Annotated in this window: 21 protein-coding genes; 14 read left to right on the top strand and 7 right to left on the bottom strand. The window is 34.1% G+C overall.

Annotated features, from left to right (window positions below; all coding sequences use genetic code 11):
• The first annotated feature begins 13 nt into the window (after positions 1-13).
• The gene (pyk, locus tag JRC48_RS06975; RefSeq protein WP_235068864.1) at positions 14-1447 is read left to right on the top strand and encodes a pyruvate kinase; all 1434 of its coding nucleotides are present in this window, start codon (positions 14-16) and stop codon (positions 1445-1447) included.
• 245 nt (positions 1448-1692) lie between these two features.
• Here pyk and JRC48_RS06970 read toward each other — a convergent pair whose 3' ends face one another.
• From JRC48_RS06970 to JRC48_RS06950, 5 genes are all read right to left on the bottom strand, one after another.
• On the bottom strand, positions 1693-3024 hold the full coding sequence (locus tag JRC48_RS06970; protein WP_235068863.1) for an ISL3 family transposase: 1332 nt from the start codon (positions 3022-3024) through the stop codon (positions 1693-1695).
• A 243-nt stretch (positions 3025-3267) separates the two neighbouring features.
• Positions 3268-4592 (bottom strand): IS3 family transposase gene (locus tag JRC48_RS06965; protein WP_370630355.1). Its coding sequence is split into 2 segments (ribosomal slippage): positions 3268-4184 and positions 4184-4592, totalling 1326 coding nucleotides; the frame shifts between segments, so codons are not numbered across the junction.
• 121 nt (positions 4593-4713) lie between these two features.
• Positions 4714-5205, bottom strand: a complete 492-nt coding sequence (locus JRC48_RS06960) for a hypothetical protein (RefSeq protein WP_235068861.1) — start codon at positions 5203-5205, stop codon at positions 4714-4716.
• A gap of 282 nt (positions 5206-5487) precedes the next feature.
• Positions 5488-6519: an FAD:protein FMN transferase gene (locus JRC48_RS06955; RefSeq protein WP_235068860.1), complete on the bottom strand. Its 1032-nt coding sequence runs from the start codon at positions 6517-6519 to the stop codon at positions 5488-5490.
• Between the two features lie 94 nt (positions 6520-6613).
• The gene (locus JRC48_RS06950; protein ID WP_235068859.1) at positions 6614-7483 is read right to left on the bottom strand and encodes an FMN-binding protein; all 870 of its coding nucleotides are present in this window, start codon (positions 7481-7483) and stop codon (positions 6614-6616) included.
• 494 nt (positions 7484-7977) lie between these two features.
• Between JRC48_RS06950 and JRC48_RS06945 the strand changes: the two genes are divergently transcribed.
• The 10 genes from JRC48_RS06945 to JRC48_RS06900 all read left to right on the top strand — a co-directional run bounded on the left by JRC48_RS06945 (position 7978) and on the right by JRC48_RS06900 (position 19301).
• Complete coding sequence (locus JRC48_RS06945) at positions 7978-9942, top strand: NAD(P)/FAD-dependent oxidoreductase (protein WP_235068858.1); 1965 nt, start codon at positions 7978-7980, stop codon at positions 9940-9942.
• A gap of 128 nt (positions 9943-10070) precedes the next feature.
• A complete protein-coding gene (locus tag JRC48_RS06940) occupies positions 10071-11036 on the top strand; it encodes a polyprenyl synthetase family protein (protein WP_235068857.1) in 966 nt (321 codons plus the stop codon).
• 215 nt (positions 11037-11251) lie between these two features.
• The gene (gene ptsG / locus JRC48_RS06935) at positions 11252-12829 is read left to right on the top strand and encodes a glucose-specific PTS transporter subunit IIBC (protein WP_235068856.1); all 1578 of its coding nucleotides are present in this window, start codon (positions 11252-11254) and stop codon (positions 12827-12829) included.
• 125 nt (positions 12830-12954) lie between these two features.
• The gene (locus JRC48_RS06930) at positions 12955-13458 is read left to right on the top strand and encodes a PTS glucose transporter subunit IIA (RefSeq protein WP_304941309.1); all 504 of its coding nucleotides are present in this window, start codon (positions 12955-12957) and stop codon (positions 13456-13458) included.
• A gap of 85 nt (positions 13459-13543) precedes the next feature.
• Positions 13544-13807 (top strand): phosphocarrier protein HPr, encoded by a 264-nt coding sequence (locus JRC48_RS06925; protein ID WP_235068855.1) that lies wholly within the window; start codon positions 13544-13546, stop codon positions 13805-13807.
• A 161-nt stretch (positions 13808-13968) separates the two neighbouring features.
• Complete coding sequence (ptsP, locus tag JRC48_RS06920) at positions 13969-15699, top strand: phosphoenolpyruvate--protein phosphotransferase (RefSeq protein WP_235068854.1); 1731 nt, start codon at positions 13969-13971, stop codon at positions 15697-15699.
• Between the two features lie 120 nt (positions 15700-15819).
• The gene (locus JRC48_RS06915; protein WP_235068853.1) at positions 15820-16605 is read left to right on the top strand and encodes a polysaccharide deacetylase family protein; all 786 of its coding nucleotides are present in this window, start codon (positions 15820-15822) and stop codon (positions 16603-16605) included.
• 145 nt (positions 16606-16750) lie between these two features.
• Positions 16751-17614, top strand: coding sequence for a polysaccharide deacetylase family protein (locus JRC48_RS06910; RefSeq protein WP_235068852.1), 864 nt, complete (start codon positions 16751-16753; stop codon positions 17612-17614).
• A 17-nt stretch (positions 17615-17631) separates the two neighbouring features.
• Positions 17632-18315, top strand: a complete 684-nt coding sequence (locus JRC48_RS06905; protein ID WP_235068851.1) for a hypothetical protein — start codon at positions 17632-17634, stop codon at positions 18313-18315.
• Between the two features lie 122 nt (positions 18316-18437).
• Positions 18438-19301: an NAD(P)-dependent oxidoreductase gene (locus tag JRC48_RS06900; RefSeq protein WP_235068850.1), complete on the top strand. Its 864-nt coding sequence runs from the start codon at positions 18438-18440 to the stop codon at positions 19299-19301.
• Positions 19302-19321: 20 nt separating this feature from the next.
• On the opposite strand, the gene JRC48_RS06895 is transcribed toward JRC48_RS06900, so the two are convergent.
• A complete protein-coding gene (locus JRC48_RS06895) occupies positions 19322-19708 on the bottom strand; it encodes a hypothetical protein (protein ID WP_235068849.1) in 387 nt (128 codons plus the stop codon).
• 73 nt (positions 19709-19781) lie between these two features.
• Entirely contained in the window at positions 19782-20585 is an 804-nt protein-coding gene (locus JRC48_RS06890) for a metallophosphoesterase (RefSeq protein WP_235068848.1), read from the bottom strand.
• 458 nt (positions 20586-21043) lie between these two features.
• On the opposite strand from JRC48_RS06890, the gene polA reads away from it, so the two are divergent.
• From polA to coaE, 3 genes are all read left to right on the top strand, one after another.
• Positions 21044-23680: a DNA polymerase I gene (gene polA / locus JRC48_RS06885; protein ID WP_235068847.1), complete on the top strand. Its 2637-nt coding sequence runs from the start codon at positions 21044-21046 to the stop codon at positions 23678-23680.
• A 668-nt stretch (positions 23681-24348) separates the two neighbouring features.
• Positions 24349-25194, top strand: coding sequence for a DNA-formamidopyrimidine glycosylase (mutM, locus tag JRC48_RS06880; RefSeq protein WP_235068846.1), 846 nt, complete (start codon positions 24349-24351; stop codon positions 25192-25194).
• A complete protein-coding gene (gene coaE, locus JRC48_RS06875; RefSeq protein WP_235068845.1) occupies positions 25195-25812 on the top strand; it encodes a dephospho-CoA kinase in 618 nt (205 codons plus the stop codon).
• Position 25813 lies beyond the last annotated feature (1 nt).

The raw sequence follows: 25813 nt of genomic DNA, 5'->3' as shown, positions 1-25813 counted from the left end.
AGTGTACTAGGAAATGAAACATACTTTCAAAAACACAAAAATGATTTGTACAATTGGTCCTAAATCAGAACCAAAAGAAATGTTATCAAAATTAGTAGATGCAGGAATGAACTGTATCCGTTGTAACTTCTCTCACGGTGATCATGCTGAGCAAAAAGCTCGTATGGATTTAATCCGTGAAATCAACAAAGAAAAAGGAACTCACGTAGCTATTTTATTAGATACTAAAGGACCTGAAATCCGTACTCACTTATTCGAAAATGGTGGAGTTGACTTAGTTGCTGGTCAAACTGTACGCGTTGCTATGAACGAAGTATTAGGAACAGCCGAAAAATTCTCTATCACTTACCCAGGATTAATCAATGACGTAGTTGTTGGTGGAACAATCTTAGTTGACGATGGATATGTTGAATTAACAGTTACTGAATTAGATCAAGCTAACCAAGAAATCGTATGTACAGTTAAAAACTCTGCATATATTAAAGACCGTCGTGGAATCAACGTTCCAGGTGCTAAATTAAATATGCCATTCATCTCTGAAAAAGATCGTTCAGACATGATCTTTGGATGTGAAATGCAAGTTGATTACATCGCTGCATCATTCGTTCGTCGTGCAGAAGACGTATTAGCAATTCGTGAAATCTTTGCTGAGCAAGGAAATACTCATACTCAAATCATCTCTAAAATCGAAAACCAAGAAGGTGTTGAAAACTTAGATGCAATCATCGAAGTATCAGACGGAATCATGGTTGCTCGTGGAGACTTAGGGGTAGAAGTACCAGCTGAAGATGTACCATTAATCCAAAAAGAAATCATTGCTAAATGTAATGCTGCAGGAAAAATCGTTGTAACTGCAACTCAAATGTTAGAATCTATGCAAAAAAATCCACGTCCTACACGTGCAGAAGTATCAGACGTTGCTAACGCAATCTTCGATGGAACTGATGCAATCATGTTATCAGGAGAATCAGCTGCTGGACAATATCCATTAGAAGCTGTTGAAACAATGGCTCGTATCGCTCGTCGTACTGAGCAAGCTTTAGATCATCAAGAAATTATCGCTCGTGCTATGGCATCATCTACACGTAACGTATCTTCTGCTATGGGATTAGCTGTTGCAGATACTGTAGAAGATTTAGGAGCTCAAGCTGTTATCGCTTGTACACAATCAGGAGCTACTGCTCGTGCAATCTCTAAATACCGTCCATCTGCACCAGTTGTTGCTGCAACTTCTTGCGAAAAAACAGCTACATCTTTAGCATTATACTGGGGAGTTCAACCAGTTGTTGTTGAAGAAACAGCTAACACTGATGAATTATTAGCTACAGCTGCTAAAGTTGCTGAAGACTTCGCTGGATTAGAATCAGGAGAAATCGCAGTTGTTACTGCTGGATTACCTGCAGGTGAAGGAAACACTAACTTAATGAAAATTCATGAAGTTAAATAATTAATTTCTTTTGATTAAGGAGGGGATATTCCCCTCTTTTTTTATGCGATGAAAAAAGGCGTTGTTTCACCAGCAACACCCTATGTTATAGAATTACAGTTCTATACTTATAAAATAACATTTATTATTATACTTTTTCGTGACTAAGATAGAAAATCGTAAGTTTTTGCGGCTCTTTGTCAAATAGTGTTGCTGATTAATTTTTAACCTATTACAATGAGTGACTTGAATTGAAATCCTAGTGGCTATGCTGCTAGGATTTTTACTTTGGGTTTAGTTAGATTTTGAGTGATAAGAATTCTTGATTTAATTACCCTACTAGTGGAGGAGACATGCTCCGCATGGTAGGTGACCCAATGGTAAAAGCTTCGATAGCCAAAAGCGATTCGTTTAATGACTTTAATTTTATTATTAATCCCTTCAATCGGACCATTGGTGTACGAAGTGGTCAGTGTGTTTTCAATATAAGATTGATACGTTTTAAACGTTTGAAAAGCAGTTTGGAATTCAGGAGAAATCAGAGGATGTTTGGCTTGAAGTAAGTGATGGAATCGCTCGAAGTTTTTGGTTTGAAGAGCGAAGAGTAAGTCTTGATAAAGATCATAGGTTGCTTTTAATTCAGGAGATAAATCAAGTAAAAAGTTTAGGATATCGATCTCACGCATCGGTTGTTTAAAACAGTAAACGGAACGATAAGTCGTGGTGTTAAGTAAGGTGTGAGACTTTAAAAATAATCGCCAGTAACGTTTAAATTTGCGACTGTGTTTCTTAAACTGTTTCATGAATCGAATTCTTGTTTTATTTAACGCACGAGAAATATGTTGAACGAGATGGAATTTATCAATGACAATTTTCGCGTGCGGAAAAAGCTCCTTAATTAAGCTGATATAAGGGGCATACATATCAATGACAATGTGTTTGACACGAGAACGTGCTTCTTGGGTATAGCGTTTAAAATACGTTTGAAGGGAGCTTAAGCGACGATCTTCAATGATATCGATGATTTGTTTGGTATCGGCATCACAAAAGATGAAGGACATGTGGCCTTGTGCTGACTTCACCGATTTAAATTCATCAAAACAAAGATTTTCAGGAAGGGAATTAAAATTTAATGATTGAGACTCATAGAAGCTATGAATGATTCGATTGACAGTGGAATGGGACACTTGATGACGACGAGCGATATCAGACTCTGAAATCTTATTTTGAGCCTCTAACGCAATGGCGTGTTTAGTGTGATAAGAGATGAAGCAGTTCTTTTCAACAATCGATGTTTTTAGAGTGAACGTTGACTGACAATGCCCACAGTAGTAACGTTGTTTCTTTAAATCTAAATAAGTATCATGGAGTGAAACTTTAGGAATGACAATTCGAGACGTTTTGAACCCATGCTTTTTAAATTTAGAATCAAATAGTGTCCCACAGTGTTCGCAATGAGTGGGTTGATAAGATAAAATTCCTTTAAAAATGAAGCTAGTCACACCATGAAGCTTCACCTCTTCAAAATAATCTTCTTGGAACGTAATATTTTTATCTTTAATATTTAAAAATTTTCTAGTAAAATAGGAGTGAGACATTCAATCCATCCTTTCTATTGTTTTCTTGGTCGATAACATTGTAACAGGATAGAGATGAGATGTCTCTTTTTTTATGCCATGAAAAAAGGTGTTGCTTGATCAGCAACACCAAATATTATAGAACCGTTTTTGCTTTAATTTTAAAACGTCTTATAGGATGAGTTTATAAATATTAGAAGTTTGTATCATAGAAAAAAGAACGGACTAATCTGTACCCTTTGTCAAGGACAAAGAAAAAAAAACCTATGCTGCTAGTAGCTGATTCCTGAATTTTACAGGAGTCAGCTTTTTTAGATTCCATTGATATCTGTAATGATTATAGTAGTAAATATAATCGTAAATTTCTTCTGCTAATTCTTCAAATGTTTGTTGTTGTTTGATGTTGGCTTCATCTTTTAAATGACCGAAAAATGATTCTTGGGGTGCATTATCCCAACAGTTTCCTCTTCGTGACATCGATTGTTGAATTCCTAATTCCTTCAATTTAGTCGAAAATTGTGGGCTGCTATAATGAACTCCTTGATCTGAATGAATCATACTTGTTTCAGTTAATTGAATATTAGGATTTTCACGTAGCTTATCTAACGTTTGAAGAACAAAGTCAATTTTCAAATTTTCGCTAATCTGAGACGCAACCACTTCATTTGTCGCACTATCTATAATGGTTGATAAGTAGGCGGTACGATTCTTTCCATACTTTAAATAGGTAATGTCTGTTAAAAATACCTCATTAGGTTTTGAACGTTTAAATTCACGATTAACTTTATTTGAATAAATACGATGTTCATGTGTTGCTTTTGCGATTTTACGATAAGGATTGGCACGTCGGACAGGACTAAGTAAGTGATATTTTCTCATGATGCGATGAACAGATTTGAGATTGTATGTCAGATTAAACTCCCCCTGTAGAACCATTGCGACTTGACGAATCCCTTTAGTTGTACGGTTTTTGAAGTTAATCGCTTGTTTAATGGCCTCTAAACGAGTCTCTTCTTCTTGTTGCCGTTTTAATCGCGCTGCTTTTGCGCATGACGAAAAATAGCGATAATATCCTGAACGTGAAACACCACAACTATCGCATAAATAAGAAATTAAATGTTTAAACCGTGATTGCTTAACAATCTCGTGAATGATTTGAAACTTTAAACTGGGTGAAACTATTCGAGCAGTTTTCTCATGAGTCTCAACTTTTTTAATAATTCATTTTCAATCTTTAATATCTCTAACTCGGCTTGCGTGCGTTGCAGTTGTTCTTCTAATGTTAACTCACGCTGAATCGGTCGTCCTGAGTATTTCGTACGTGCATCATCTAATCCTAAAGCCCCTTGTGTTTTATAGGCGCGTCTCCAACGTTTAGCCGCTGATGCCACACGAGACATGCCAAGAACTGAGAGATCAAATCCATGAGCCTCAAATATTTCTCTAGGCAAATGACCTTTCTCACTCATCTTAATAAAATTTTCTTTGAATTCTTTTGTATACGTAATGCCTTTTTCAGACACTGATTTAACACAGGTATTTTGTTTTAACTGTTCAATTTCTTCTGATGTAAATAACTTCTTGCTCATTTTTAATCCTCCAAAAACTATATACTTTCTATTCTATCAAAAAACCCTAGAGGGTAGACTTTTTTCTTTGTCTACTCTCTAGGGTACATTTTAGACTGAGTCCGTTCTTTTTTTAATAAAATTAGCACATTGGTTTTGTTGGGCAACCTTGACCTTGCATTGCCAATCCACACCAGTCTTCATTACGAAGTCCGTGATCATATTGATGAGTTTCCATACCTTCTTGTTTGCAGATGACATAATCATGATGATTATGATGATGGTGAACATTGCGTACAACAACTGGTACGATATGTTCTACTCGGTGATGGTGATGAACTTCTGGCATACAGCATACAGTTGGTTCTACTACTTGACAGCAGCTTTCAAAATGCATAGGGCCACAAGCATGTGCTGGCATTTGCATTGACATTGGATGAGGCATTGACATTTGATTAGCCATTGGCATTGGAGCCATTTGAGGAACTCCCATTTTTGAATCACATGTTTTTTCTGGCATATTCACCATTTCCGTTTTTACTGACATTGGTTGTTGCATTGTAGGTACTGCATAAATCATAGGTTGTTGAACCATTGGAGCTTGACATCCTCCACATCTATTGTATCCATTCATAACATATAACATCCTTTCCTTTGAAAATCAACTACAATATAGTATATTACCTAAAGCAAAAAAGGGTTTGGCAGTAGCCCAATTTTTTTGAAGTTTTATTATTCTTTCAGATGGCAGATTAGAAAATAAAGTGAATTCATCTGTTAAGATGGATACTTTCTTTAGTACCTTTGTAAAAAAGTGGATATTTTAGCTATGATCAACATTTAATTCAAAGTCTTTTGCATTGAGAAAAATAGGCTTTAGTCAAATAAAAAAAGACCAATAAATTGGTCTTAGTCTTTAATTAGCAATTGAAAAAGTTTGATCAGTTAATTCAAAGTTATTAAGAAAACCTGATGAGGCATATAGTAACTTATCGTTTGTGACATAAAGTGCTTCAACATCCTCAAGAGATTCAATTAGCTTCAATCCTTCCTCAATTCCAAGTGTAAAGGCAATGGTTGATAAGGCATCCGCTGTCATTGAGCTATCTGCAATAATTGTAACCGACATTAAGCCATTTTCAACGGGATATCCCGTCTTAGGATCTAATATGTGATGGTATGTGACACCATCTTGTTCAAAGAAACGTTCATAAGTTCCAGAAGTAACAATACTTTTGTTTTTAACTTTAGCAATTCCAAGATACTCACCACGTAAAGAGAATGGATTTTGAACCCCTACCTTCCAAGTTTCTTTATTTGTCTTTTCACCATAAGCATAAACATTACCACCTAAATTAATAATTGCCTGTTGATTACCGTGTTTTTTTAAAATAGAGGCAGCGACGTCAGCCGCATATCCTTTAGCAATTCCCCCTAAGTCAATCATCATATTAGGTTCTGTTAATTTCACTGTTAACTCGTCTTCGTTTAATTCTACATTTTCATAATTAATTAAGGTTAAACTCTCTTCAATTTCTAACGGATTTGGAACATGAGCATCTTCAAACCCAATTTCCCACAGTTTAACTAGAGGCCCAACAGTAATATCAAATCTTCCCTGTGAAAGTTTTGAATACTCTAATCCTGTTTTTATCACATCAAAAGTTTCTTGGGAAACTTTAACAGCTTTATTTCCTGCCTCATGATTAATTTCAATGATTTCACTCGTTGTTGCGTTATTTATCGTCATTTTTGTCTCAATTTCCTCAATAGCTGTAAAAATTTCATCAAAAATGCTTTGTTGAGGATTATCATAAAGGGTAATATTTACAATGGTTCCTAATAAAAACTTATTTTGTGAGATCGGTTCGAACGATTCTGGTTCCTTTTGCTGACATCCTACTAATAGAAGTAGAAGTAAAAATGGTAAGTATTTTATACGTTTCATAGGGCAATCCTCCATAGTTATTTTGTTAATAGCATATCATATTTTAATGACTAAAAAAAAGGAAGATTTTCAACTTGTGAAAATCTTCTTTGTTTTAGTCGATGACAGGACCATTAGCTAATGCGTTAGTTGCTAACTCAATAAACTGTCGAACATCAATCGTTACTCCATTAATATCTGTCGTTTTATTTTCTTCATTAAACGTCATTTGCATAGGGTCTTGAATGTCAATTAAATATTGCTCTAATAAATTGGACTGTTCTAGCCACTGTTTGGATGATTTTTCTTGTTCAACTGTTTGAGAAGCGAGTGAAGTTGTTTCGGAGTTAGAGGCGGTATTCCAGTTAACTGAAATAATATATCCATTTTGAACAAGTAAGTCCATTGTATGTAATAAATTACTATCTTCAATTAACGTTTCGGCATAGTAATGACCGTCTCGATAATTTCCAAGTTCAATGGGACCCGTTGCCAGTGCTGTATTCATTAGATTAGTAAAAGAATTAAGATCCATGTTATTTTCCGAATCGTTAATCAGATCCCAATTGTTTTCTAATAGTTCAGCAAGTTGATATTTAGCCATATTTTTTTCAATGAATTGGACGCTTTTATACCAATTGGTTTCATCTGAGGTGTCGATTTCATTGAAAGAAAGTCCACGCTTGAATGCTGTGGCATCCTCATTTATGGCATCAAACATCAAGTTATTCAGTTCTCCATCGATAATATCGAAATTAACAATATTTTTCCACCCATCAGTTGAGTAGTCTGCTTCTTCAGCAAAGTAATGACCATCACTTAAAGCAGAGATGGAAGTTTGTTCATCCTTTAGTTTTGTATCCACTTGACTTGACTCTTTTAATTGATCGTCTAGATGAGTCATAGATGTATCGTTAGCTGCTTCACAGGCTGTTAACAGACCTATGAGTGAGATAATCGTCAGTGATAGAGATTTATAGTTCATAAACTGTCCTCCTAAGCGTTCAAATAGAGTACTTTTTGTTATTTTAACATAGGTTCGATGTAGAATGGGTGAGAAGTTATTGCTTTTATTGTCGATGAAGGAGGTAGGCTATTTAAAGTAGAGAACCAAAAATAATGATGAAACTTGTTGAATTTTCCCCATAGAATTCATAAAAATATTGAAATTGTGAAAAAATGTGATAAAATAAAAATGAATTAAGAAGATTTATACTTTATAGAATTAACTTTTTCTATTCTTTAAGTATTTTTCTAAGTTAAGGAGAATACTTAATAAATGGATGGGGAGAGTTACTTTTTTATGACGGGAGAGGTTATATATAAGTCCAGATAAGTTTTTCATATCGGAAAACTTTTAGCTGGACTATAGTCTGTCTTAGTATTAAAGCAATCGATTAACTAAGACTGATGTAGAATGATGAAATACATTTCTGTTTCTATATAGAAAAAAAGTATTGTTATTTGAGGAGGAGTCTCATGAAGAAGGTAGTTGTACTTGGTGGAGGATACGCAGGTGTTCTTACAGCTAAAAAATTAGCTAAAAAATTCAAAAAGAACAAAGATGTTCAAATTACTTTAATTGATAAGCAATCTTATCATACGATGTTAACAGAATTACACGAAGTAGCCGCAGGACGTGTAAACGAAGAGTCTATTCGCATGGATTTAAAAAATATTTTCGCGGGGCGCAATGTTAATGTCGTATTAGATGAAATTAAAAACATTGACTTTGATCGTAAAGTATTAAAATCAGATCAAGCAACTTATGAGTATGATTATTTAGTAATGGGGACAGGATGTAAGCCAACATTCTTTGGAATTCCAGGAGCAGAACACGCTCATCAATTATGGTCGTATACTGATGCAGTTAATTTACGCGAACACATTTTAAATATGTTCCGTCAAGCTGCTTTAACATCAGATAAAGAAAAACGTCGCGAGTTACTAACATTTGTAACGGTTGGAGCAGGATTTACTGGTGTTGAAATGGCAGGTGAGTTAGGAGAGTGGAAAGATGAATTATGTCGCTCATTTCATATTGATAAAGAAGAAGTGACATTATATGTGGTTGACTTCGCACCAAAAGTTTTACCAATGTATCCTGACAAACTAGTTCGTAAAGCAGAGCGTCGTTTAGAAAAATTAGGAAACCAATTAGTCATGAATTCTGCTGTAAGCGAAATTCAAGCTGATAAAGTTATCTTAAATAAAGGTGAAACAGTTATTAATACACGTACTGTTATTTGGGCTGCAGGTATTGAAGGATCAGATATTGTGGATCAGGCCCAAGTTGAAAAAGCAGGTCGTGGACGTATTGTAACAAATGCACACTTACAAGCTAAAGATTATTCAGATGTTTATGTCGTTGGAGATAATATTTTCTATATTCCAGAAGGTGAAGAACGTCCAGTTCCTCAGATGGTTGAAAATGCAGAACATTCAGCACCAGTGGTTGCGCATAATATTGCAGCAGATATTAAAGGTGGAGAGTACAAATCATATAAACCAACTTTCCACGGTTCAATGGTATGTATCGGTTCACGTTACGGGGTAGCTCAAGTCGGAATGCCAGGAATGTGGTTCAATTTATCTGGATTCTTTGCGATGGCATCAAAACATTTAATTAACTTAGTTTATTTTGTTCAAGTTTTAGGATTTAATAAAATTTGGTCATATTTAATGCATGAATTTTTCCATACAAAAAATAATCGTTCAATGGTAGGAGGATTATTATCAAATTCAGCTCCAGTTTTCTGGAAATTCCCATTACGAGTATTTGTTGGATTCATGTGGTTACAACAAGGGTTATCAAAATTACCTAAGATTGTTCATGACTTTAATAATGTTTTCTTATTACCACAACCTCCAAAAGCTGATACGCTTACTGCAGCATCAGGAGCAGTGTCTGATGCAGTAACACAAGCATCAGGAGCAGTAGCAGATGCAGTAACACAAGCATCAGGAGCAGTAGTAGAAGCAGTGGGTCAAGCAGCTTCAACTAATGGAGATATCTTCACAATGATGGCTGACTTAATTCATAATTTCATGGAATGGATTGCAGTTTTACCAGTTCCAGGATTTGTTGAGAATATGGTTGGATGGTCAATGGATACATTCTTCTATACAGCAGATGGAACTCAGTTTACGCAATTAGCAAGTTTAGTTCAAGGTGGAATGATCTGCGGAGAAATTATCTTCGGTGGTATGTTAATTATTGGTTTATTTACACCAGTTGCAGCAATCGCAACGATTGCTATGGGATGTATGATTTGGGCTTCAGGTATGGCACCAACTGAAATGTTATGGTATTTAGTTGGTGGATTTGCATTAATCGGAAATTCTGGAATGGTTCTAGGATTAGATTATTACGTTTGGCCTTGGTTACGTGATACGATGAAACGTATCCCATTATTAAGAAAATGGTATTTATACGTTGACTAATTTATAATAAAGCAATTAGGGGAAACATAGTTAATACAAAAGGGTATTGACTATGTTTTTCTTAGGTAGACTTTATTTTCAGAGGATTGACTTAAGGAGTAGCACTCCATTTATGTAGGTGATAACGTATGAATTCATTTTGGAAAGAAAAACCTTTAATGATTGATCATCTTAATCAAGTTGATCAAATTATTATTGAGCAACTAACAGTAAAACAACAAAAAATGAATGAGATATTGCAAGATTTAGCTCAATCAGGTGGAAAAAGAATTCGCCCAGGTCTTTGTGTCCTAGGTGCTGGATTTGGTTCAAAATCAATTGAGTCTATTTATCCATTGGCAGCTGTTCTTGAAATGTTGCATTTAGCTACACTTGTTCACGATGATATCATTGATGATGCCACTCATCGTCGTGGTCATTTAACAACTCAGCAAAAGTATGGAAAAGATTACGCGGTTTACACAGGTGATTATATTTTTACAAAATGCTTTGAAATTTTAGCGGAGCACTATGAGCTTCATCATATGCGTGAATTATCAAGAGCTGTTTCACGTGTTTGTGTTGGAGAAATTGATCAATTTGATGGTCGATTTAAATCAAATACTTCAGTTAAACGATATTTAAAAATTATTGGAGCTAAAACGTCTGCACTTTTAGCAACGAGTTTAGCTGTGGGAGCATATGAATCGGGTTGTGACGAAGCCTTTTGTAAGAAACTTGGTAAAATCGGGCTACATGTTGGGAATGCTTTTCAAATTATCGATGATATATTAGATTATACGGGTGATGAAGCTCGTGTAGGGAAAACGTTAGGAAATGATTTAAAACAAGGATACTACACGTTACCTTTAATCTATGCACTTAGAAAAAATGATAAGCAATTAAATGATTTATTAGCGTTAGAAGTTTATGATGATGAAGTTGTTCAACAAATTATTCATCGTGTGAATGAATTAGGTGGCGTTGATAAAGCACAAGAACTGGCTAAAAAGTATACAACTAAATCATTAAAAGCAATTGCTTCTTTACCAGCTTGTCAATCACGTGATGATTTAGAGTGGATCACGAAGCGATTATTAGTTAGAGAACATTAGAGTCAATCTAATGTTCTTTTTTTAATTTACGAAAATAAAAATAGATGATAAATATCCAAAACCGTGAAAAAGTAACAAAAATATGGATTTGTTATCTACATAATCTAAAAAAGATAGGTTAAAATAGAAAAAGTGGTACTTGTTTAATGATTATAAAAATGAAGAGAGTGTGAATCGTCGTACTACTTACAACTTATTTTGAAAGGAGATTTTCAATGAAAACTTTACAACGAATTGGTAAAGCATTTATGGTTCCGGTTGCGTTGTTACCGATTGCTGGATTGTTATTAGGAATTGGTGCATCAATGCAACAATCATTATTAAACTATTTACCATTTTTAGAAAGTGACTTCTGGCAGACAGTTGCAGCTGTTATGAATAATGCAGGTGATATTGTTTTTGCAAACTTACCATTGTTATTTGCTGTTGGAGTAGCATCAGGATTAACAGGTGATAAAGGGGTTGCAGCTTTAGCTTCAACGGTTGGTTTTTTAATTATGAATGTCGTAATTGGGGTATTTATGCCTGAGACATTACCTGAAAAATTGTATGCAAGCGTATTGGGGATCGATACGTTACAGACATCGGTATTCGGTGGAGTCATCATCGGACTACTAACGGCTTATCTATATAATAAGTTTTATAATATTAAGTTTCCTGATTTTCTTTCATTTTTCGCAGGTGCACGATTTGTTCCTATTATTACAGCTTTAGCATCAATTATTGTTGGGATTTTATTAGCTTATATTTGGCCACCTATTGGAAATCTAATTGCTAGTTTTGGAAACATTGTGGCTGCGGAAGGAACAAATCCATTATATATCTTGATTTATGGAATAACAGAACGTGCTTTAATTCCTTTTGGATTACATCATGTGTTTTATTTCCCGCTTTGGTATACAGAAGCAGGAGGAATTTACACTTCAATTGATGGTGTAGTTGCCATGGGAGATCAACGTATTTGGTTCCAACAATTATCTGATTTTTCAAATTACGGATACCAAGCGATGATTGAAAATATCCAAGATCAGGAAGCAACGTTAGCAGGTCGCTTTATGACAGGAAAATATCCATTTATGATCTTTGGACTTCCTGCAGCTGCTTATGCAATGTATCAAGAAGCAGCGCCACAACGTAAAAAAGCAATTGGTGGATTACTGTTATCAGCTGGATTAACATCAGCTTTAACGGGTGTTACAGAACCAATTGAATTTACGTTCTTATTTGTGGCCCCTATTTTATTTGCTATTCACGCTGTATTAGCAGGGGTATCATTCATGTTAATGTATCTATTAAATGTTCATGTGGGAATGACTTTTTCTGGTGGATTAATTGATTTATTGGTATACGGAATTTTACCTGGTGCTGAGTTTACAAACTGGATCAGAATTATTTTAGTTGGTGTTTTTTATGCTCCTGTTTATTACTTTATTTTCCGATTTGCTATTCGTCGTTTTGACTTATCAACACCAGGACGTGGGGAATCTGAAGATAAGTTAATCTCTAAGGAAGATTATCAAACATCAAAAACTACATCACGTAGTGAAAAATCAGTTGCTATTTTAGAAGCTTTAGGTGGAAGTTCTAATATTGATACATTAGATGCATGTATGTCACGTTTACGTGTTTCGGTCCATGATATCGATGAAGTCGATCAATTAAAAATTAAAGAATTAGGTGCATCTGGTATATTTGTATCAGGAAATAATATGCAAGCGATTTTTGGAACGATTTCAGATCAGCTAAAATCACAAATTGAAGATATTATGCAGAATGAATTAAAAAATAAATAAAAAATAATAAAAAAAGATAACGTTAAGCAAATGATAGCGTTATTATTTAAAAAAATTGCAAATTACATCTATATTTGTTGAAAAAAAACAATATAATAGATATGAAAGATATTAGGAGGTGCACCATGGGAATTTTTGACGCATTCAAAAACTTATTCAATAAGAAAACTGAAGAACCAAAAAAAGGAATCTTCGCACCGATTACTGGTACATTATTACCAATTAGCGAAGTTCCAGACCCAGTATTTAGTCAAAAAATGATGGGAGATGGATTTGCTATTGAACCAACTGAAGGTAAAGTTTACTCTCCAGTAACAGGTAAAGTATTAAATGTTTTCCCAACAAAACATGCGGTAGCGTTAGAATCTAACGAAGGACATGAAATCTTAATTCACTTTGGTATGGACACTGTTGCATTAAAAGGTGAAGGATTTAATGCTCATGTTAAAGAAGGGGATACAGTAACACCTGATACTTTATTATTATCAGTTGACTTAGATGCTGTACGTCCAAAAGTACCATCATTAGTGACACCGGTTGTTTTCACAAACTTAGGTGAAAAAACAATCGAGTTAAAGAAAACTGGATCAGTGACACACGGTGAAGCTGATATTTTAGAAATTAAATAAATTTGTGAATTATATAACTTGATTTCTCCTGTTTGAAACGTTAAAATAAACATGGAAATCATTACTAGAAGAGGAGCGATTATCAATGGAAAAAATCTTCAAAATTACAGATGAAACTGGATTACATGCTCGTCCTGCTACAGTATTAGTAAATACAGCTAGCAAATTTAACTCAGAAATTTCATTAACATACCGTGACAAAAAAGTTAACTTAAAATCAATCATGGGTGTAATGTCTTTAGGAATCCAACAAGGTGCTGAGATCACAATCTCTGCTGAAGGTGATGATGCTGAAGCAGCAATCGCAGCTTTAACAGAAACAATCACTACTCAAGGATTAGGTGAATAATAATTATCTAATTTAGATACAATAGTACTGGGAAACCAGTACTTTTTTATTTTCCAAAAATAAACAGAAAATGCGACAAATAAACATATGTAACGAGTTACATATAAAACGCTATTGTGAAAATGCTTTAATCTGTTATAATAATTAAGTATAAAACCGTTATGAATGAAAGGGGTAGCATTGTGAATATTAAAGGTATCGCAGCATCAAATGGTATTGCAATTGCAAAGGCATTTAAATTAATTGAACCAGAATTAACAGTTGTCAAAACGACAATTACAGATGTAGAAACTGAAATCAATTTATATAAAGAAGCTTTAGTTAAAACAACTGAAGAGTTACAAAAAATTAAAGTAAAAGCAGCACAAAACTTAAGCGAAGAAGAAGCAGCAGTTTTTGATGCTCACATCAATATGGCAAATGACCCTGAGTTATTAACTCAAACAACAGATAAAATCAAATCTGAAAACGTTAATGCATCTTATGCTTTTGATGAAGTTTCAAATATGTTTATCATGATGTTTGAAAGCATGGATAATGAATATTTCCGTGAGCGTGCAGCAGATATTAAAGATATTAAAAAACGTATTTTAGCTCACTTATTAGGTGTTAAAGTGAATGATCCTAGTACAATTGATGAGCAAGTCGTTATTATTGCAGAAGATTTAACACCATCTGATACAGCTCAATTAGATCGTAATTTTGTTAAAGGATTTGCGACTAACATTGGTGGACGTACTTCTCACTCTGCAATCATGGCTCGTTCTTTAGAAATTCCAGCAGTAGTTGGAACAAAAACAATTTTAGAGGATGTTAAAGATGGAGATATGATCATTTTAGATGGATTAGAAGGAAATGTTATTGTTAATCCATCAGCTGAGCAAATTGCTCACTATGAAGAAGTAGCTCAAGCATATGAAGCGCAAAAAGCAGAATGGGCTAAATTAAAAAATGAAAAAACAGTTTCTAAAGATGGACAACACGTTGAGTTAGCAGCAAACATCGGAACACCTAAAGATGTTGAAGGTGTTTTAGCTAATGGTGGAGAAGCAGTTGGATTATACCGTACTGAATTCTTATACATGGGACGTGACAACTTCCCAACTGAGGAAGAGCAATTCGAAGCATACAAAGCAGTATTAGAAGCGATGGGAGATAAACCAGTCGTTGTTCGTACGTTAGATATCGGTGGAGATAAAGAATTACCTTACTTACACTTACCAAAAGAAATGAACCCATTCTTAGGATATCGTGCGATTCGCTTATGCTTAGATGATACAGATTTATTCCGTACACAATTACGTGCTTTATTACGTGCAAGTGCTTATGGGAAATTACGTATTATGTTCCCAATGATTGCAACATTAAATGAGTTCCGTTCAGCAAAAGCTTTATTATTAGAAGAAAAAGCTAAATTAGTTGCTGAAGGTGTAACAGTTTCTGAAGAAATCGAAGTAGGTATGATGGTTGAAATTCCATCTGCGGCAGTATTAGCTGATCAATTTGCTAAAGAAGTAGACTTCTTCTCAATCGGAACAAACGATTTAATCCAATATACAATGGCTGCTGACCGTATGAATGAAAAAGTTTCATACTTATATCAACCATATAACCCAAGTATTTTACGTTTAGTAAAAATGGTTATCGATGCTGCACACAAAGAAGGTAAATGGACTGGAATGTGTGGAGAAATGGCAGGGGATCAAACAGCTATTCCATTATTATTAGGATTAGGATTAGATGAATTCTCAATGTCAGCGACTTCAATTTTACCTGCTCGTTCATTAATCAGTAAATTATCAAAAGCTGAAATGGCTGATTTAGCAGCTGAAGCATTAAATAAATCAACAGTTGAAGAAGTTATTGAACTAGTTGAAAGCATTCAAAAATAATGATTGAAAAAGTGTGAAGATTTTCTTCGCACTTTTTTTTATTTGCTTAATATCAGCAATAATTGTTACGGATAAATCACATAATAAAGAAGAAGTTTATATGAAAAGAGTTGAAAGATAATGAGAAATTTATTATTTAATTTCAAGGTCAATAAAAGCTCACATATCGTGAGATTTTTATTTAGTGCGGTCATGTTACTTTCTTCGCTATTAGTCCAAACCGTATGTATTGAAGCAGCGACTGTTGATGATCGAATTGAAAAATTTATATACAATGAGCCTAAGCCAGAGAAAGTCGTTTATCTAACGTTTGACGATGGACCGTCTAAATATACAATAGAAATTCTTGATTTGTTAGAAAAGCTTGATGTTCCCGCTATTTTTTTTGTGATTGGTGAAAACTTAGATCTGCTTTCGAATGCAGAGGATAGTTTGAAACAGATCATTCATAGAGGGCATTATATTGGATTACACAGTATGACACATGATATGAATAAGCTATATGATTCAAGTAATGCACCACAAAATTTTGTTAATGAAATGTTAGAAGTACGAGATAAAATTAAAGAAATGACAGATGGGTTTGAAAGTCATCTTTGCCGTCCTCCTTATGGGGGAAAAACACATTTTAAATCAGGACATTACAAAGCATTAGAAGAGGCAGGAATTGAATGTATTGATTGGAATGTTGATTCATTAGATTGGGCAAAACCAAGTGCAGATCAAATTTTTAATCAAGTCGTTGCCGACTTAAAGCGTAATGAGTATCCAAAAGAAGTGGTTTTACTATTTCACGAAAAGAAATTAACATTAGATGCTTTACCACGTGTGATCGAATACTATCGTGATCTTGGATACGTTTTTATGCCTTATTATGAAGGACAGGAATTTGAGTGTTTAAACTAAAGATTACATAATATTATGGACAAAAAATAAATGAAATAATCCATATATTACCTTCTAATTTTGTAGAATAATGTTGAAAATTCGAATGCATTTTAATTACTAGTATTGTATAATTAAAACAAATATAACAGATGGAGGGAATATAGTGGCAAGACATCAGTATTATTCAAATTATGGTAGTTACGGTCGTCGCAATCGAGTAAAACCACGTAATTATGTGCTTTTTACATTTGTTACCTTTCTTTTAATTGTTGGAAGTTTTGTTTTTAATATCTTTCAACAAGTATATAGTTTGAGTGTAGCAACAGTTGAACCGACTTATTTAAATTTTGAGCCAATATCAACAGTTAATAGTTGGCATAATAAAGAAGTGAAATTTGTTTATTTAACATTTGATGATGGACCATCTCGAAACACAAATAAAATTTTAGATATTTTAGATAGTCATGATATTAAAGGGACGTTTTTTGTGTTAGGTTCATCTATTGATAACGTGAGTGGATCAAAAGATATTTTAAAGAGAATGGCTAGCACAGGACATTATATTGGGATGCATTCAATGACTCATGATTATGACCACTTATATGGTGAAGAAAATGCTGCACAAAACTTTGCTGCTGAAATGTTAGAAGAGCAAGCATTGATTAAACAATTAACAGATGGATTTGTTAGTGAGTTATGTCGTGCTCCGTATGGAACCGGTGGAACCTTCACAGATGCTCATGTCGATGAGTTGAATAAGATTGGCATTAAGTGTTGGGACTGGGATGTTGATTCATTAGATTGGGAATCAAAAGCTACGGTCGATAGCATTATTGAAAATATTGAATATTGTATGACTCTTTGGAATTATCCAACTCATACGGTTGTCTTATTCCATGAAAAAGATATCACAGTTGAGGTATTACCAAAGGTTATTGAGTATTATGAAGAATTAGGATATGAGTTTTTACCATATAATCCTGATAATCATGTTGTGAAAAATTTATTCGGTAGTGATAATTTATAGGAAGGGGGAGTTTATTTATGCGTAAATCTTTTTTACCGTTACTAATCATTGGATTAATTGGAGCCGTTGGAATTTACTTTGCTTTAACATATAAATTTCCTGAAGTTGAAGCCTTTCAATTTTATCAGCGAATCGATCAAAATATTATTTCGTGTGAGAAAAAATCACCTGTGACATTAGAAGAGAATCTAGATGCATTACAACAATCGACGCGTCAGTTAATCTTAGCAGGACAAACTTATGATGGTAGTCAGGATTTGACCGATTTATTTGCTGATTTTAATAGTGAATATGAAGTATTAAATGGTTATACTTCAGAGGTTGTAACATGTATCAATCATGAAGTTGGACAAATTAACTTTAATAAGATGGAGTCAACATTATCAAAACTTCCAGAGGACTTATCCGCTCTAGCAGATGAGATGTTAGTTTTGCAACAAGCACGCACTGAGAAATTAGTAGAGTTAAATACGGAGTTACAGACGCTAGCTGAATCTTTAGCAAACTTTGAAGAGATGTTTTATAATACAAAAACAAGTGAGGCTGTTCAATACTTCCAAATGATTAATGGAGTTTTTACGACAATTGAGACACTACATACTGAGTATATGGATTCAATTAAAGATTATTATGCTGTAAAAACGAAGTATTACGAATCAATTGCTAATAAAGGTGTTTTAGACTACGTATTTAATAAATAAAATTAAGCTATGAATTTAATTCATAGCTTTTTTAAAATGAGAACATGCTATAATTGATAAAAGAAAGCACATCATCAGTGAATGGCTAGCTGGTTAATCATTAAAAGAAAGAGGGGAAAACAATGAAGATTGGATTTATTGGGACTGGTGTCATGGGTCAATCAATGGCAGGTCATTTATTAAAAGCAGGACACGAATTGTATGTACATAATCGAACAAAAAGCAAAGCGGATGGCCTTGTATCAGAAGGAGCCATTTGGTGTGAAAAGGTGACTGATGTTGCCAAACAGTGCGACTTAATCTTTACTATTATTGGTTTACCTCAAGATGTAGAAGAGGTTTATTTAAGTGAAGAAGGACTTATTAATCAATCGAAAAAAGGGACTATCTTAGTCGATATGACAACGTCAACTCCAGATTTAGCAAAACGTATTTACGAAGCAGGTGTTCAAAAAGAATTACAGTGCTTAGATGCACCGGTTACAGGTGGTGACGTAGGTGCTAAGAATGGAACGTTAACGATTATGGTCGGTGGAGATCAACAAACATTTAATGAAATATTACCGATCTTAGAGTTAATGGGAAAAACAATCGTTTATATGGGCGCTGCTGGAAGCGGTCAGCACACTAAAATGGCAAATCAAATCGCTATTGCTGGAGCTGCCATTGGGATGGTTGAATCATTAGCGTATTCAAAAGCAGCGGGACTAGATTTAGAAACAGTTCTAAAGGCAATTACGAGTGGTTCAGCTGCTAGTTGGCAGTTAAGTCATATGGCACCGCGTATTATTCAAGACGATTTTAATCCGGGATTTTTCATTAAGCATTTTATTAAAGATATGCGAATTGCTTCTAATGAATCAAAAGATATGGACATTGAACTTCCAGGACTTGATTTAGTTTTAAGCTTATATGAAGAGTGTCAAAAACGACAGTTAGAAGATCTAGGAACGCAAGCCTTATATAAACTTTATGAAAAAAAGTAGACCGGAATGGTCTACTTTTTTTATGATAAGTAATATTTGTTGCTTTCTAAAATAGTTGTTTCTGTTGGCATGACTGGATTATATGGTCCATAGTATCCTGTTTGTGACGCTTGTTGTTGATACACTGGATAAGTGGGTTGAGGGGAATACGTTGGTTGATAGATCGGTTGTTGATAAACAGGTTGATACACTGGATAGTTATATCCACCACCACAACAAGGGCGACCCCCTCCTCCGTTAAATAATAATCCACCTAAAGCTAATCCACCGACAAACGGTAAAAACCCAAATCTCTCATCTTGAGCAGCACCTGGAACATTAGATAAATAAGGAACTTGATTAGTTAGTGGTGCAGCATTTTGGTATGAGATTTGAGAGGGAAAATTACCTCTATAGTTATTTCGCATCAATTTAAACTCCTCCTTCAGACTTATAGCCTTACTATAAAATATGCAAGAGAAATCTATTTGGTTTCAAATTTTATTTTTTCATTAAAAGAAATGAATGAAGTGTCGGTCGTTTGAGTAAAGTGGTTAATTGATTTGGACGATTTAAGCCACTATTAACATATAACGTTAATTGATCGGCAAATCGATAAACTCCTTGATTAAATTGAGAGCATCCTTTGGTTGTTGTTAATCCTTGACAATGTCCTGAGATTTGAAGTTCAATTGGAAAATCTGTTGATTTTGCTGCTAGTGTAGGTTCATGAAGAAGAAGAACATTAAATTGCTCACCATTTGTAAGAGTCGAAAGTAAATCATCTAACTGAGGGGCGCTTGATAGGGAATCAATACCGATAAAATTAACCCCCTCACTACTTCCGTTATATAATTCAATGGAATCATTACGAAGAATTTTAAAGGAAGCAGAAGTTAAAATTTCTGTCAGTTCCTCTTGTTGAGGTAAATCTTGATCACCTAAAACAGCAAGTTTAGCTAATGAGGGATTAAGATCCGATAAAATTTCAATTAGACGACTACTTAAACTCGAACTAATTGCGCCCTCTTTAAATAAATCTCCTGTAAATAAGACGATGTCAGCTTCAAGGTGATTGATTTCATTCACTGCTTTTTCAACTAGTTTTAAATCATCTTCGTTTCTAATTAAGACATCACTTAATTGAACAAGTCGAACGCCATCAAAACTGCTCGGAATACTTTGGCTTTCAATAATGGTTTCATCTACTTTAATGTTGTATTTAACAATACATAAAGAATAAAAGAAAAAGAGAATAATAAGGAATGCACCTGTTAATACGTAAATAGGAAATTTCTTAATCATAAAATCATCCTTTACCAAAAAAACTATTATAAGGATATTATATCATAGATTATTTAGTTCGATATACAAACAGTGACGAGGAATCATCTCATATGTCGTGTTAAGTCATTAGTAGAAATAAAGATCTGTATCTATTGGTTGAAAAACAAGTATCAACGGATAGACTGACTTAAAACGTGATAATCGTTCACTCATTCAATGAAGTATGACATCAAAAAGAGCATTATGTATACAAGAATGATTAGTTATTAATTAAGTTTGTTTTATCATGAAAGATGGAAGTCAACTAAGGCTAATAGATGATGATAAAATCCCTTTTTGTTTTAATAACGGTCTATTGTTGATTCATTTATCACTGTCTTTGTAAAAATGTGTTTTAAATGGTAGGGATGTGTTAAAATAATAGTACAAGATAGTAAATAAGGCTTTAAAAGATGCCATAGATAAGGGTTGATGCAATGAATACATTAGTTTTAATAGATGGAAATAGTTTAATGTACCGTGCTTATTATGCTACTGCTTACAGTGGAAATTTAATGAAGACAAGTACGGGAATTTTCACAAATGCACTGTATGGTTTTGTCAATATGATGAATAAAGTGATGGATGAGTATAATCATACACACATGTTAGTAGCCTTTGATGCGGGGAAAACGACATTTAGACATGAATTTTTAGAATCATATAAAGATGGGCGCAAGCCAATGCCAGATGAAATGCGCTCACAAATTAACTTAATAAAAAAATATTTAGATCTACTTGGTGTGAAGCGTTTAGAGTTACCAACTTATGAAGCAGACGATATTATTGGAACGTTAGCGAAGATGGGTGAAGCCACTGATTTTGAAAAGATCCATATCATCACAGGTGATAAAGATTTACTACAAATGGTAGATGAAAAAACAACGGTTCATATTACTCGAAAAGGTGTAACAGATATTGAATCATTTAACAAAGAGGAAGTGTTTGCTAAGTATGAATTAACACCAAGTCAAATTGTTGATTTAAAAGGTTTAATGGGAGATCCTTCTGATAATTTACCAGGAATACCAGGCGTTGGTGAAAAGACAGCCATTAAGTTATTAAAGCAATTTGGAACAGTTGAAAATCTAATTGAACATACAGATGAGTTAAAAGGAAAGATGAAAGAAAAAGTTGAAACTCATACCGAACAAGCCTTACTTTGTAAGCGAATGGCTACTATTCATAAAGATGTTCCGCTACCGTTAACATTTGATGATTTAGTTTATCATGGGGCTCAAACTACAGAATTAATGGAATTCTTTAAAGAGATGGAGTTTAATGCGTTCCTAAAAAAAATGAAGATTGAAGAAGGAAAAGATAAAGAACCTAAAGCGCCAGTTCGCATTATTTCAGAAGCAAAAGAGTTAGAAACACTAAGTTATGTCAATAGTGCGATTCATGTTGAGATTTTTGAGGAAAATTATCATCAAGGAACGATTTTAGGGATAGCTGTTGTCAATGAAAAGGAATCTTACTATGTGCCTTTTGAAGTGGCTAAGGAAAGCCAAGTATTCATGTCATTTTTATCAAACGAAGAAATTAAAAAATCAGTGTTTGACGTGAAGCGTTCACGTGTTGCGTTAATGTGGCAAGGGTTTGATTTACGTGGGGTTGAATTTGATTTATTATTAGCTACTTACGTCATTAATCCAACGAATGTAAGTAATGAAATCAAAAAAGTAGCCTTACATTATGATTATGATGATGTGTCATATGATGAAGAAGTTTATGGAAAAGGTGCTAAACGTGCAACTGCTCCGATTGAGAAGGTGGCCGAGCATTCGATCGATATCGCTACTGCTGTTATGAAATTGAAAGAAACAGCACTTGAGCAATTAAAAGAACAAGAACAGTTAAGTTTATTTAAAGAAATGGAAATGCCATTAGCTGAAGTATTAGCAATGATGGAATACACGGGAATGGCTTTAGATTTAAAAACATTAGATGAGATGGGACAAAATCTAAAAGGTCGCATTGAAGCATTAGAAGCGAAAATTTATGAACAAGCTGGAATGGCATTTAACATTAATTCACCTAAGCAATTAGGAGAAGTATTATTTGAAAAATTATCACTACCTGTTATAAAGAAAACAAAAACAGGATACTCAACGAATGTTGATGTATTAGAAAAATTAATGGGGACTCACCCAATCATCGAATGTATTATGGAATACCGTACGTTAACCAAACTTTATTCAACTTATATTGAAGGATTAAAAAAAGCGTGCTACGAAGATGGAAAAGTTCATACAATTTTCAATCAAGCGTTAACTCAAACAGGACGTCTTTCTTCAATTGAGCCAAACCTTCAAAACATTCCAATTCGTTTAGAAGAAGGTCGCATGATTCGACGTGCCTTTGTTCCAAGCGAAGAAGGATGGATCATTTTAGGAGCTGACTATTCACAAATTGAGTTGCGTATTTTAGCACACATTTCAAATACTGAATCGTTAATTGAGGCATTTAGACAAGGTGAGGATATCCATAAGAAAACAGCAATGGATGTTTTTAAAGTATCTGAAGAAGAAATGACGTCTGATCTTCGTCGTTCAGCAAAGGCGATTAACTTCGGAATTATTTATGGAATGAGTGCCTTTGGGTTATCAGAGAATTTAAATATTACTCAAAAAGAGGCAAAAAAATATATTGATCATTATTTAGAAACTTATTCAGGAATTCATCAGTATATGGAGGATACCGTGAAGTATGCTAAATATAATGGATATGTTTCAACGTTATTTAAGCGCCGTCGCTATATTCCTGAGTTAACTCAGAAAAATTATGCGATTCGTCAGTTTGGGGAGCGCACGGCAATGAATGCACCGATTCAAGGAACAGCAGCAGATATTATTAAAAAAGCAATGATTGATGTTTATCAAGCGATGCAAGAGAAAGAGGTTAAATCTCGTCTATTACTTCAAGTACACGATGAACTAATTTTTGAAGTTCCAAAAGAAGAGTTAGAGACAATGATTGAGTTAGTCACGAAAACAATGGAAGATGTTGTCGAACTACAAGTTCCGTTAAAAGCTGATTACTCGTACGGTCCAACTTGGTATGATGCGAAGTAAAGTGTTATAAAATAAACATGTATTGATGAAGCATCATAAGTGCCACGGTATAAAAACAATTAGAAAAGGACATCATGTAGCTTACTTGATGTCCTTTTCTGCGTTTATAAATAAGAGGTTAGACACTTTTAAATAAAATGTTTCCCAGGTAATATAACGATTACTGATGATGTTAAAAAATGAGAGATGTTTTTTGTTTGCATATCGAAAAAAGATGAATAAGCTAAGCAAGGCTGTGGTGTCATGCATAAGCTGGTACAACGATGTATAAAGGCTTTAGGACTTTCATGAATGGACTTGGATGAGTTGACAGCTAGAGTAAGAATCACTTATGATAGTCTTTTAATATGCAACTAGCATCATATCTGAGATTGGGTCATAGAGGTGATGATGACATCACCTAGTGTATTTAGAGCAGTTTAAAGAATTGATTTTGTTGAACTAGCAATAATATATAAGTGGCGATAAGTTTTTCATGATTGAAAAAATTTTAACGCCACTATAGTTAGTCTTTATACCAATGAAATCAATCAACTAAGGCTATTTCGTTTTATGTGAAATCTTTTTCGCTTCATATATAGAAAATGAATTGGAAATTAGAGTGACTGAGTTTTATCAGTTCATGGTTAAATAAACAATTAGATTAGACAAAAAGGAAGTTTGAGAATATGCCAGAATTACCAGAAGTGGAAACGGTTAAAGAAGCACTAAATCAAAATGTTAAAGGGCGAATGATTCAAGATATTGAACTACGTTATGAACCTATGATTAAAAATATGGATTCAGAGGAATTTAAAAATAAGCTGAAAAATCAAACGATTCAAGAAGTGAGTCGTCGAGGTAAATATTTAGTTTTTCACTTGGATCATTATTATTTACTTTCTCATCTTCGAATGGAAGGGAAATATTTTTATGCAGATGATGAGTTTGAACTAAATCCTCACGTTCATGTCATTTTCACATTAGATAACGGAAAACGCTTGTTATATCAAGATACCCGAAAATTTGGAACTTATCATTTATATGATAAAGAAATTGACTTAGAAACAACTTCTCCATTTCAAGTCCTAGGGCTAGAACCTTTTTCACAAGAGTTTACACCTGAATATGTTAAACAAAAAATTTATAATAAAAAGAAACCAATTAAGTCATTACTTCTTGATCAAAGTGTTGTTTGTGGACTGGGAAATATTTATGTTGATGAAGTGTTGCATCGTGCCAAACTTCATCCATTAACTTCAAGTTCAGAATTGACAGACAAAGAGATTGAAGATGTGGTAAAATATACAGTAGAAGTTTTAGCTAGAGCGATTGAGTTAGGGGGAACGACGATTCGCACCTTTACTTCATCGCATGGTATTTTGGGAACCTTTCAAAATGAATTGTTAGTTCATCAGCGAAAGGGAGAAAACTGCTATATCTGTCAAACACCTATTGAAAAAATTAAAGTGGGTGGACGAGGAACATATTTTTGCCCAACATGCCAGAAGTTACTGTCAAAGGAGATGAAATAAATGTTAACCGTAGGATTAACAGGTGGAATTTCATCAGGAAAAAGTACGATTACATCATGGTTTTTAGAAAAAGGAATTATTGTCTTAGATGCGGATGAAATTGTTAGGCAACTTCAAAAGCCAGGTAGTCCATTGCTGAATGATTTAGCGCGTGAATTTGGATCGAATGTTATTTTAGAAACTGGAGAATTGGCTCGAGATGTACTAGGATCGATCATTTTTCATGATGAAGTCGCAAAGCAAAAATTAAACGACATGATTCATCCACTGGTAAAAAAGAAGCTAGTTGAGGGGATTGAACAAGCAAAAGCCTGTGGAGAACAATTGGTCATTTTAGATGTTCCACTACTGTTTGAAAGTGGATTTGAATCATTAGTTGATGAAACGTTAGTGATTTATGTTTCTCGTGACATTCAAGTGAAACGTTTAATGCAGCGGGATCAGATTGGTGAAGATTATGCCTTAGCAAAAATTAATTCACAGATGTCATTAGAAAAGAAGCGAGATCGTGCAGATTATGTTATTAATAATGAACGTTCAATCCGTGAGTTACGAACTCAGTTTGAGCAGATGTTTGAAATGCTTTGGGAGAAGGCGTGTCAACTATCTTCAAATTAGT

The organism is Turicibacter sp. TJ11 (assembly GCF_021497505.1).
In the GTDB taxonomy this organism is placed as follows: domain Bacteria; phylum Bacillota_I; class Bacilli_A; order MOL361; family Turicibacteraceae; genus Turicibacter.
The sequence above is the reverse complement of the archived record's forward strand: the minus strand, read 5'-3'. Positions and strand labels throughout refer to the sequence as shown.

Excerpts from the sequence above, each read along its gene's own strand:
- pyk (WP_235068864.1), top strand. The coding sequence starts at position 14 with ATGAAACATACTTTCAAAAACACAAAAATGATTTGTACAATTGGTCCT.
- JRC48_RS06970 (WP_235068863.1), bottom strand. The coding sequence starts at position 3,024 with ATGTCTCACTCCTATTTTACTAGAAAATTTTTAAATATTAAAGATAAA.
- JRC48_RS06960 (WP_235068861.1), bottom strand. The coding sequence starts at position 5,205 with ATGAATGGATACAATAGATGTGGAGGATGTCAAGCTCCAATGGTTCAA.
- JRC48_RS06955 (WP_235068860.1), bottom strand. The coding sequence starts at position 6,519 with ATGAAACGTATAAAATACTTACCATTTTTACTTCTACTTCTATTAGTA.
- JRC48_RS06950 (WP_235068859.1), bottom strand. The coding sequence starts at position 7,483 with ATGAACTATAAATCTCTATCACTGACGATTATCTCACTCATAGGTCTG.
- JRC48_RS06945 (WP_235068858.1), top strand. The coding sequence starts at position 7,978 with ATGAAGAAGGTAGTTGTACTTGGTGGAGGATACGCAGGTGTTCTTACA.
- JRC48_RS06940 (WP_235068857.1), top strand. The coding sequence starts at position 10,071 with ATGAATTCATTTTGGAAAGAAAAACCTTTAATGATTGATCATCTTAAT.
- ptsG (WP_235068856.1), top strand. The coding sequence starts at position 11,252 with ATGAAAACTTTACAACGAATTGGTAAAGCATTTATGGTTCCGGTTGCG.
- JRC48_RS06930 (WP_304941309.1), top strand. The coding sequence starts at position 12,955 with ATGGGAATTTTTGACGCATTCAAAAACTTATTCAATAAGAAAACTGAA.
- JRC48_RS06925 (WP_235068855.1), top strand. The coding sequence starts at position 13,544 with ATGGAAAAAATCTTCAAAATTACAGATGAAACTGGATTACATGCTCGT.
- ptsP (WP_235068854.1), top strand. The coding sequence starts at position 13,969 with ATGAATGAAAGGGGTAGCATTGTGAATATTAAAGGTATCGCAGCATCA.
- JRC48_RS06915 (WP_235068853.1), top strand. The coding sequence starts at position 15,820 with ATGAGAAATTTATTATTTAATTTCAAGGTCAATAAAAGCTCACATATC.
- JRC48_RS06905 (WP_235068851.1), top strand. The coding sequence starts at position 17,632 with ATGCGTAAATCTTTTTTACCGTTACTAATCATTGGATTAATTGGAGCC.
- JRC48_RS06900 (WP_235068850.1), top strand. The coding sequence starts at position 18,438 with ATGAAGATTGGATTTATTGGGACTGGTGTCATGGGTCAATCAATGGCA.
- JRC48_RS06895 (WP_235068849.1), bottom strand. The coding sequence starts at position 19,708 with ATGCGAAATAACTATAGAGGTAATTTTCCCTCTCAAATCTCATACCAA.
- JRC48_RS06890 (WP_235068848.1), bottom strand. The coding sequence starts at position 20,585 with ATGATTAAGAAATTTCCTATTTACGTATTAACAGGTGCATTCCTTATT.
- polA (WP_235068847.1), top strand. The coding sequence starts at position 21,044 with ATGAATACATTAGTTTTAATAGATGGAAATAGTTTAATGTACCGTGCT.
- mutM (WP_235068846.1), top strand. The coding sequence starts at position 24,349 with ATGCCAGAATTACCAGAAGTGGAAACGGTTAAAGAAGCACTAAATCAA.
- coaE (WP_235068845.1), top strand. The coding sequence starts at position 25,195 with ATGTTAACCGTAGGATTAACAGGTGGAATTTCATCAGGAAAAAGTACG.